Genomic DNA, 9,362 nt, shown 5'->3' on the forward strand with positions numbered 1-9,362 from the left:
CCTGCCGGTACGCCCGCAGGCGGCGCGGTGGTCGTCACGGTTGGCGGCGTGGCGCTGGAGCCTTCCACCGGCACACCGTCGTCGCCTTCGGAGATGCCACCGGCTTCCTCAGCCAGCGGGCCGCGCATGACCGGTTGGCCGACCATCGGCAGGTTGGTCGGTTGGCCGGAGTTGGCAAATTCGACATTTGGCGTGGGCTTGCCCAGTGGCAACTGCGCCTGTTCGGTTGGCGCGCCAGCGGTGGTCGGCGCCTTGCTGCGGCCTGGAATCAACCAGGCGGCGGCAACGGCGACCACGACAACGGCGGAAATAGCCAATACGTGCTTCTTAGGCATAGTGAACCCCATCTTTGGACGCTTGACCGCAGAGCGGCTGGCAATCATGGCTTCGATCATTGCATCGCGGGCAACCTGATTGATGTTGCCAGGCCAGCCATCGGAGCTTTCGTGAATATCAGAGATCTGCGCAGCGGAGAAAAGTTCGATACCGGCCCCTGCACCTTCGAGGCGCTGAGCCAGGTATTCGCGGGTCTCTTCTTCTTCGTACGGCTGCAATTCGATGACGTGGAACAGCTCTTGCTCACCGCTGATCTGTTCCAGATCGGCGATCAGCGACGACTCACCGAACAGGAACACATGGGGACGACCTTCCGGCGTACCCGCCGCCAGCGCCAGCAATGCTTCCAGGGCGGACTCGTCGAGTTGCTCGGCGTCATCCACCAGCAGATAGACTTCCTGGCCGGTCAGGCCCAGTTGCACCACCTGCTTGAGGATCGCGTTCGGCTCGGCGTTGGCGACATCCAGCGCCTGCGCCACCTGGCGCAGCACGCCGGCCGCATCACCGGCGCCACGGGCCGAGACCACGACGCTCTGCACCGATTGCTTGTTGGTGCTGGCGACCAGCGCCTGGCGCAGCAACGTCTTGCCGCTGCCCAACGGCCCCGTGACCACCAGCAGCAACTGACTGTAGCGCGCGAGGTGGTGCAATTGCCCAAGTACCGGCTTGCGCTGGGCAGGGAAGAATTTGAAACCAGGCACCCGTGGAGCGAAAGGGTCGTGGCTCAAGTGATAATGGCCGAGGAACGCCTCGTCGGCATGCAAACTAGTCATCGCGATCTTATTAACCTTTAAGCTGGGCCAGGGCGCGGTAATCCGCTCCCAGCGTGGCCTGTAAAATCTCTTTCGGATAATCGTCGGTCACCACCGCTTCGCCCATGTGGCGCAACAGCACCAGCCGCAGCCGACCGTCGATCACTTTCTTGTCTATTGCCATGTGCTCCAGGAAATCCGCTTCGGTCATCTCGGACGGCGGAATCACCGGCAAACCGGCGCGCTGGAACAGACGGATCCCGCGATCACGCTCCTGGGCGCTGATCCAGCCCAGGCGCTGCGACATCTCCAATGCCATCACTGTGCCAGCCGCGACGGCTTCCCCATGCAGCCACACACCATAGCCCATGTGGGTTTCGATCGCATGGCCGAAGGTATGACCCAGGTTCAGGGTAGCCCGTACACCGGACTCCCGTTCGTCGGCATTCACCACCAGCGCCTTGGCTGCGCAGGAGCGGGAAATTGCCTCGGTGAGTGCCACCTGGTCGAGGGCGCGCAGGGCGTCCATGTGTTCTTCCAGCCAGGTCAGGAAGGGCTCGTCGCATATCAGCCCGTACTTGATGACTTCCGCCAGGCCCGCCGACAGCTCGCGGGGTGGCAAGGTGTTGAGGGTGGCCGTGTCGATCAGCACGGCCTGCGGCTGATAGAACGCGCCGACCATGTTCTTGCCCAGCGGATGGTTGATGCCGGTCTTGCCGCCCACCGACGAATCGACCTGAGACAGCAGCGTGGTCGGCACCTGGATAAAGTCCACGCCACGCTGGTAACAGGCGGCCGCGAAGCCGGCCATGTCGCCGATCACACCGCCGCCCAGGGCGACCACGGTGGTGCGGCGGTCATGCCGTGCGCGCAGCAGGCCATCGAAAATCAGCTGCAGGGTTTCCCAGTTCTTGTGGGCTTCGCCGTCGGGCAGGATTACCGAGATCACCGAGTACGCCGCCAGGCTGCGGCTCAGACGCTCCAGATACAGCGGCGCCACCGTTTCGTTGGAGATGATCGCCACCTGCCGACCGGCAATATGCGGTGCGAGCAGTTCGGGCAGGTCCAACAGACCTTCGCCAATATGGATCGGGTAGCTGCGCTCGCCTAGATCGACCTTAAGTGTCTGCATGTGTCCCCGCGTTGAAGATAGTGTGACGACCGGTAACGCCTGGATCAGACGCTGCCTGATGGCTCTACGCCATACCCCGCAAGGTCATGGCGCGCCGCCGAGAATAGCGCATTTGCGGCCAGGCTTTAACGGGGTGCCAGCCGTTGCAGGCGCTCAAGAATATCGAGTACCACCATTCGGGGCGGCCGTTCATCGGTTTCCACCACCAGATCGGCGATCTCCCGATACAGCGGATCGCGCAGCGCAAGCAGGTCCCGCAGGGTTTTTTCCGGGTTGGCCGTGCGCAGCAATGGGCGATTGCGATCACGAGCCGTGCGGCCCACCTGCTGCTCGACCGAGGCATGCAGATACACCACCCGACCACCGGCATGCAGGGCGCGGCGATTCTCATCACGCATCACTGCGCCTCCGCCGGTGGCCAATACCACGCCATCGCAGCCGCACAGCTCGGCAATCATTGCCTGCTCGCGGTCGCGAAAGCCCAGTTCGCCTTCCTTATCGAAGATCCATGGGATATTGGCACCCGTGCGCAATTCAATTTCCTTATCGGAATCTTTGAACGGCAGGCGCAGCTCTTTGGCCAGCAAACGGCCGATGGTGCTTTTTCCAGCCCCCATCGGCCCTACAAGAATCAAATTTCGCACAGAATCAACGACTCACAGCAATCGCCTGGTTATTCATGATACGCGGAGTCAGGAATACCAGCAGCTCGGATTTTTTCTCCGACCGCACATCGCGCCGGAAAAGGCGGCCAAGATACGGCACATCGCCCAAAAATGGCACTTTATCTAGCACTTTGCTCTGGTATTGGAGAAAACCCCGCCGATGACAATGGTCTCGCCATCCTTGACCAGGACCTTGGCATTGACCTCGTTTTTCTTGATCGGCGGCACGTCGTTGAGTTTGTTCAAATAGTCGGGTTCGTCCTTGGTGACTTTGACCACCATGATCACATGATCGTCAGGGGTGATCTGCGGCGTGACCTCCAACGACAGCGAAGCTTCCTTGAACGACACCGAGGTGGCGCCCTGGGACGTGGATTCCTGGTAGGGAATCTCGGTGCCCTTGAGAATGCGCGCGGTTTCCTTGTCCGAGGTGACCACCTTGGGCTGCGAGACGATTTCGCCGTTGCCGGACTTTTCCATGGCGGTCAGCTCAAGGTCCAGCAGCAGGTTGTCGGTGATAAACGCCAGCCCCAGGCCCGAGGTGCCGGTCAGCGAACCCAAATCGACAAAGGGTGAACTGGGTGGATTCGGCGGTGGTTGCGCGCCATCTGCCGGGGGTTTTGAAATACCGCCGGCGCCCCAATTGCCGCGATTGAGCCGCCCACCCCAGCGCACGCCCAGGCTTTTGTCGTAATCGACATTGGCCTCGACAATGCGCGCCTCGATCATCACCTGGCGCACCGGGACGTCCAGCTGCGCCACGATCCGCCGCAGCTCTTGCAGCCGCTCTGCGGTCTGGTAGGCGATGATATTGTTGGTGCGATCATCCACCGCCACCGAGCCGCGCTCGTCGGTCGCGCCTTCAAAGCCGGCCATGGACTGGAACAGCTTGGCCAGGTCCGCCGCCTTGGCGTAATTGACCTGCAGCAACTCCCGGCGCAACGGCGCCAGTTCGGCCATCTGCTTGCGCGCCTCCAGCGTCAGCAGTTCGCGTGCGGCCAATTCGTCGGCGGGGGCCACCAGCAAGACGCCGGCCTTGACCCGCTTGTCCAACCCCTTGGCTTGCAACACCAGGTCCAGCGCCTGGTCCCAGGGCACGTCCTTGAGCCGCAGGGTGATCGAACCCTGCACCTCGTCTGCGGCCACCAGGTTCAGGCCGGCGACATCGGCGATTTGCTGCAATGCCGCGCGCAAATCGATGTTCTGGAAATTAAGGTTCAGTGTGTCGCCTGTGTAGTCGGCCGACGATGCGCGTTCGGGCGGCGGCAGATGGATAAGGTCGACGCGATTGGGCACAGCAGCAGCCATCGGCACCGTGAACGCTATCCATAGCGCCACGCCGAAGGACAAGAAAATCCTTTTCATTGCTTGATTCCGTTATGAGTTGACGTTCAACACCAGCGTTCGTGGGCGCTCCAGCCAGAGGCCCTGTTCATCGGGAAAACGTTCGACCAGTTCCACATGGCCGTCCTGGATGGAGGTGACCTGACCATGATCCGGCCCGAGGTAGTCGCCGACCGCCAGCCGATGCACCGTTGATCCGGCACGCAGCAACGCAAAGCTCTGCCCGCCGCCGGACAACGTACCGACCATGTCGAACTGGTCGATTGCGATGCCCTCCAGCAGCCCGCGCGGCCGTGTGAGATCCGGAGCAGGGGCGGGCCGCCCAGGCGAATGATCCGGTTGCAAGGCTGTCAGTTGAAACGGGTCGCGCAGGGAGGTCGCGTCGTACACAAAGCGCGGAGCCGGGACGCCCGCCTGTGATGCCTTGCCCCCGTGGAAAACGCCTCGATAGGCCTTGATCAGCAGCTCCAGCCGCAACAAAGCCCCTTCCGAGCGCAACGCCAGGTCATGCACCGTGACGACGCGCTGCAAACTACCCAGGGCGCTGACGAACGCCGCCAGGTCGTGATAACCCCCTGTAACGCCAACCTTCAAGGGCTGTTCGACATGGAACGGCTGCGGCGCCTCGTCCATCACCTCGACGCCCTCGACCCATACGCCCTTGGCAACCGCCAGCCGAGCGATGTCTTCAAGCAAGTCCGGCACTGCAGCGTCACCGGACAGTTGCCCTTGAAGATCCGCGACGGTGTCTTCCATCACCCTGACGCGCTCGGTGTGCGCCTCAAGGTCTGCGACCACACCGGTGCTCTGTTCAAGCTGCCCGCGCAGCACCTGCTCGCGCGCCTCCAACCCGTGCAATCGCGCTCGCGAAGCGCCCAGGTATGACACTTCTGCTATCAACAGCACCAGGCCGCCCAGGGCGCAGCCAAGCAGGACCTTTGCGGGCCAGGGCCATTTTGCAGCGTTGTAGGTGAGTGCGCAAAAGTCGAGCCCGGGCAGGCTCATGGTTGCGCCTCGATGGTTTCCCCCTGGCGCACCATCAACTGAAACTGATGAGCGCCGCGCTCACCCTCTGCCTGAACACGCTCGAGCCGCGCCGAATGGCCGCCTTGCGACGCCTCCAGCCGACGCATCAACTGGGCGATATCCTGGTTGCTGTCGGCACTGCCGCGGATGCTGAGCGTGTCGCCGTTGGCGACCACCTCATGCAGGTGAACGCCATCGGGCATCGTGCGCGCCAGCTGATCGAACAGCCGAGCGCCGGAGGAGCGCGCGTCGTGCAGATCCTGCATCACCTTCATGCGCTGCGCCAATTGCTGGCTTCGCTCCTGCAGGTCGTCGATGGTCTTGATTCGTGAGTCATGCGCGGCAACATTCCCGTCCAGGCGCACGTTGCGGGTGACCTGCCGGTCTATCGCCTGGTCGATCACTTGATCGGCCAGCCACACCGCCGCGAGCGCCAGGCAGGCAAACGCCAGCAAAAGCACCAGCAAATACTTGCGGCGCCGCTCGGCCAGCAGTTGGCGCCAAGGCAAAAGATTGATTCGTGTCATCCAGCGAAACTCCTCAGGGCCAACCCGCAAGCCACTCCCATCCCGTGGGCATCGGCGGCCCATTGTGCGCCATCGACTCGATGACCTGGCGTGAAGCTGGCAAAATCCTGACGGCAAGCGCGCTCCAATGCAAATGCTTCGACATCCACCACCCGCGTCACCAGCCCGGCCAGGCCCAGGACCGCCTCGCGCGCCTCGACCTGTTCGCGCAGGCAAGCCGCCAACATGACCTGCACCCGCCCGGCGCCCTGGGACGACGGGCCGCGTACCTGAAAATCGATGGCAACTTCGTCCAGAGGATAAGGAATGTACTGGTCGGCCTCCATGTGTATCTGCCAGGCCCTCTCTTCGTCGCTGAGGCCTGCGTCCATTTCGATCACCCGCGTAATCACCGACGGGCCCGAGACGGCCACGGCTGCGTGCCTGGCGCGACTGTGCAGCCGCGATAATGCCTGCTGCAGCGCCCGCCCGGCCCCTTCAAGGTCGAGCACTGTGCCATCGACCACCGCATGCGCCGGCAACCCCTGCGCGGCGTAGCCCTGAATGCTGAAACCTTGCGCCGAACGGCCCAGCTCGATCAGCTTGATACCTCGGTCATTGATGTCGACGCCGAGAACGATGGCGTGTTTTCGCCTGAAAAATCCCTTTCCCATAAAACTCCCTAAAGCTTTGCCTGTCTTACCGCCTGATTGCCTCCGGGCCGTGCATTCGGTCGACTTGTTTGAGCCGTGCGAATGACGCCCGGAGGCGAAAATGCTTTAATGCCCAGCGTTTTTTCCCGCTTTTTATCTGCCGCCCGGGTCGATCCATCGTTCGCCATGCATGCCCCGACGCGTAACTCTTTCTTTTCTCTGGAAATCCAAAAGCCTTGATTCGTCTGCTGAAGTTTTTCGGGTACTCCATTGTCGCGATCGTCTGCGGGCTGCTGCTCGTACTCAGCGGGGCCTACCTCTACCTTAGTCCGGGTTTGCCGTCGGTAGAGGCCCTCAGAAGTATCCAGTTGCAGATTCCTTTGCGGGTCTACAGCAGCGATGAAAAACTGATCGCGGAGTTCGGCGAAATGCGCCGTACACCGATCCGTTTCGCCGACATTCCGCCCAATTTCATCAACGCATTGCTGTCGGCTGAAGACGATAATTTCGCCAACCACTACGGCGTCGACCCCAGCAGCCTGGTCCGTGCAGCCACGCAATTGGTAAAAAGCGGACACATTCAATCCGGCGGCAGCACCATCACCATGCAGGTGGCGAAGAACTTCTTCCTCACCAGCGAGCGCAGTTTTTCGCGCAAAGCCACCGAGATCCTGCTGGCGCTGCAGATCGAACGCCAGTTGACCAAGGACGAAATCCTCGAGCTTTACGTCAACAAGATTTACCTGGGCAACCGTGCCTACGGCATCGAGGCGGCGTCCCAGGTGTACTACGGCAAGTCGATTCGGGATGCGAGCCTTGCGCAAATGGCGATGATTGCCGGCCTGCCCAAGGCGCCGTCGCGCTTCAACCCGCTGGCCAACCCGGCGCGCAGCAAGGAGCGTCGCGACTGGATCCTGGGGCGCATGTACAAGCTCGGCAAGATCGACCAGACGGCTTACGAAAGTGCCGTGGCCGAACCATTGAACGCCAGCTATCACGTGCCGACGCCGGAAGTGAATGCGCCGTATATCGCCGAAATGGCCCGTGCGGAAATGGTTGGCCGGTATGGCAGCGAGGCCTACACCGAAGGTTTCCGCGTAACCACCACCGTTCCGAGCAACTTGCAGGAAATTGCCAACCATTCGCTGCACGATGGCCTGATCACCTATGACCAGCGCCACGGCTATCGCGGCCCTGAATCGCGCCTGCCGGGCAAGACCCTGAGCGCCTGGACCACCGAACTGGGCAAGCAACGTCCGATCAGCGGCCTGGAGCCGGCGATCGTCACCCAGGTCAAGAAAGATGGCGTGCAGGTACTGACCCGCAGCGGCGAAGCGCATGTGGCGTGGGACAGCATGAAATGGGCACGTCCATTCCTGAATACCAACAGCATGGGTCCGATGCCCAAGCAGCCGTCCGACGTGGCGCAGGTGGGTGATTTGATCCGCGTGCAACGCCAGGCCGATGACAGCCTGAAATTCAGCCAGGTACCGGTCGCCCAGGGCGCACTGGTGTCCCTGGACCCGCAAAATGGTGCGATCCGCGCCCTGGTCGGCGGCTTCGCCTTCGAACAGAGCAACTACAACCGCGCCACCCAGGCCAAGCGCCAGCCGGGCTCGAGCTTCAAGCCGTTCGTCTACAGCGCCGCGCTGGATAACGGCTACACCGCCGCCAGCCTGGTCAACGATGCGCCGATTGTGTTCGTCGATGAGTACCTGGACAAGGTCTGGCGCCCGAAGAACGACACCAACACCTTCCTCGGCCCGATCCGCATTCGCGAGGCGCTGTACAAGTCGCGCAACCTGGTGTCGATCCGCCTGCTGCAGGCGATGGGCGTGGGCAAGACCATCGACTACATGACCCGCTTTGGCTTCGCCAAGTCTGACCTGCCGCCGAACCTGTCCCTGGCCCTGGGCACCGCGACCCTCACGCCGATGGAAATTGCCACCGGCTGGAGCACCTTTGCCAACGGCGGCTACAAGATCTCGCCGTACCTGATCGACAAGATCGAGAGCCGTAATGGCGACACACTGTTCACCGCCAACCCGCCACGGGTACCCGGCGATGTGGTCAATGGCGTGGCGGCAACCGATGGTCTCGCCGCGCCAAGTAACGGCGGCATCACCATTGAACCGACGCCAGGTACGACGCCTGCCGCAAACGCTCAAGCTCCGGGGGAGCCACAGGCACCGGCGGTGGCTGAACGGATCGTGGATGGCCGCACCACCTATATTCTCAACAGCATCCTGCAGGACGTGATCAAGAAGGGCACTGGCCGACGTGCATTGGCCCTGGGCCGTGCGGACATCGCGGGCAAGACCGGTACCACCAACGAATCCAAGGATGCCTGGTTCTCCGGCTACAACGGCGACTACGTGACCACCGTATGGACCGGATACGACCAACCGGAAAGCCTGGGGCGTCGCGAATTCGGCGGCACCGTGGCGCTGCCGATATGGATGAGTTACATGGGCGCCGCCTTGAAGGACAAGCCGCTGCACACCCAGCCGGAACCGGAAGGCATCCTCAGCCTGCGCATCGACCCAGTCAGCGGCCGCGCGGCCTCGCCAAGTACCCCGAACGCCTACTTCGAACTGTTCAAGAGCGAAGACACGCCGCCGTCGGTCAACGAGCTGGGCAACGGCGCCGTACCGGGCAGCCCGCTGCCAGCGGATGAAGGCGCGCCGATCGACCTCTTCTAAGGCGCAACACAGCTTCAATGTGGGAGGGGGCTTGCCCCCGATTGCAGGCTGTCAGCCAATGAATCCGGGACTGATGTACCGCTATCGGGCATAGGTATCTACACAACTCTGTAGCGCTCAACCGTAACCACGATGCGAAGCGAGTCGCTCTTGCTCTTGATCTGCTTTTGATCTTGATCTCAGGCGCCCCGTTAAACCACGCTGGCCGAACGCAGGCTTGAATCCGTGGGCAACCCGGCAGGACGC

7 protein-coding genes and 1 pseudogene are annotated in these 9,362 nt (G+C 62.2%); 1 reads left to right on the plus strand and 7 read right to left on the minus strand.

Annotated features, from left to right (window positions below):
- The 7 genes and pseudogenes from BFP93_RS14895 to pilM all read right to left on the minus strand — a co-directional run.
- Positions 1–1,109: AAA family ATPase (locus tag BFP93_RS14895; protein WP_065893695.1), on the minus strand; the 1,109-nt coding region annotated here is incomplete at its 3' end.
- A 10-nt stretch (positions 1,110–1,119) separates the two neighbouring features.
- On the minus strand, positions 1,120–2,220 hold the full coding sequence (aroB, locus tag BFP93_RS14900; RefSeq protein ID WP_065885697.1) for a 3-dehydroquinate synthase: 1,101 nt from the start codon (positions 2,218–2,220) through the stop codon (positions 1,120–1,122).
- Positions 2,221–2,345: 125 nt separating this feature from the next.
- On the minus strand, positions 2,346–2,864 hold the full coding sequence (gene aroK, locus BFP93_RS14905; RefSeq protein WP_065885698.1) for a shikimate kinase AroK: 519 nt from the start codon (positions 2,862–2,864) through the stop codon (positions 2,346–2,348).
- 4 nt (positions 2,865–2,868) lie between these two features.
- Positions 2,869–4,115, minus strand: a pseudogene (locus BFP93_RS14910) (type IV pilus secretin PilQ); the annotation flags it as partial.
- A gap of 147 nt (positions 4,116–4,262) precedes the next feature.
- Positions 4,263–5,234, minus strand: a complete 972-nt coding sequence (locus BFP93_RS14915; protein WP_065893696.1) for a pilus assembly protein PilP — start codon at positions 5,232–5,234, stop codon at positions 4,263–4,265.
- A complete protein-coding gene (locus BFP93_RS14920) occupies positions 5,231–5,782 on the minus strand; it encodes a PilN domain-containing protein (protein WP_065885700.1) in 552 nt (183 codons plus the stop codon). The genes BFP93_RS14915 and BFP93_RS14920 overlap by 4 nt, the downstream gene beginning before the upstream one ends.
- A complete protein-coding gene (gene pilM / locus BFP93_RS14925) occupies positions 5,779–6,435 on the minus strand; it encodes a type IV pilus biogenesis protein PilM (protein WP_065885701.1) in 657 nt (218 codons plus the stop codon). The genes BFP93_RS14920 and pilM overlap by 4 nt, the downstream gene beginning before the upstream one ends.
- Positions 6,436–6,653: 218 nt before the next feature.
- Between pilM and BFP93_RS14930 the strand changes: the two genes are divergently transcribed.
- Positions 6,654–9,116 carry a penicillin-binding protein 1A gene (locus tag BFP93_RS14930; protein WP_370671215.1) on the plus strand — a complete coding sequence of 821 codons (2,463 nt, stop codon included), beginning with the start codon at positions 6,654–6,656 and terminating at the stop codon, positions 9,114–9,116.
- The last annotated feature ends 246 nt before the right edge of the window (positions 9,117–9,362 follow it).

Source organism: Pseudomonas sp. 44 R 15 (genome assembly GCF_900004965.1).
GTDB lineage: Bacteria > Pseudomonadota > Gammaproteobacteria > Pseudomonadales > Pseudomonadaceae > Aquipseudomonas > Aquipseudomonas orientalis_A.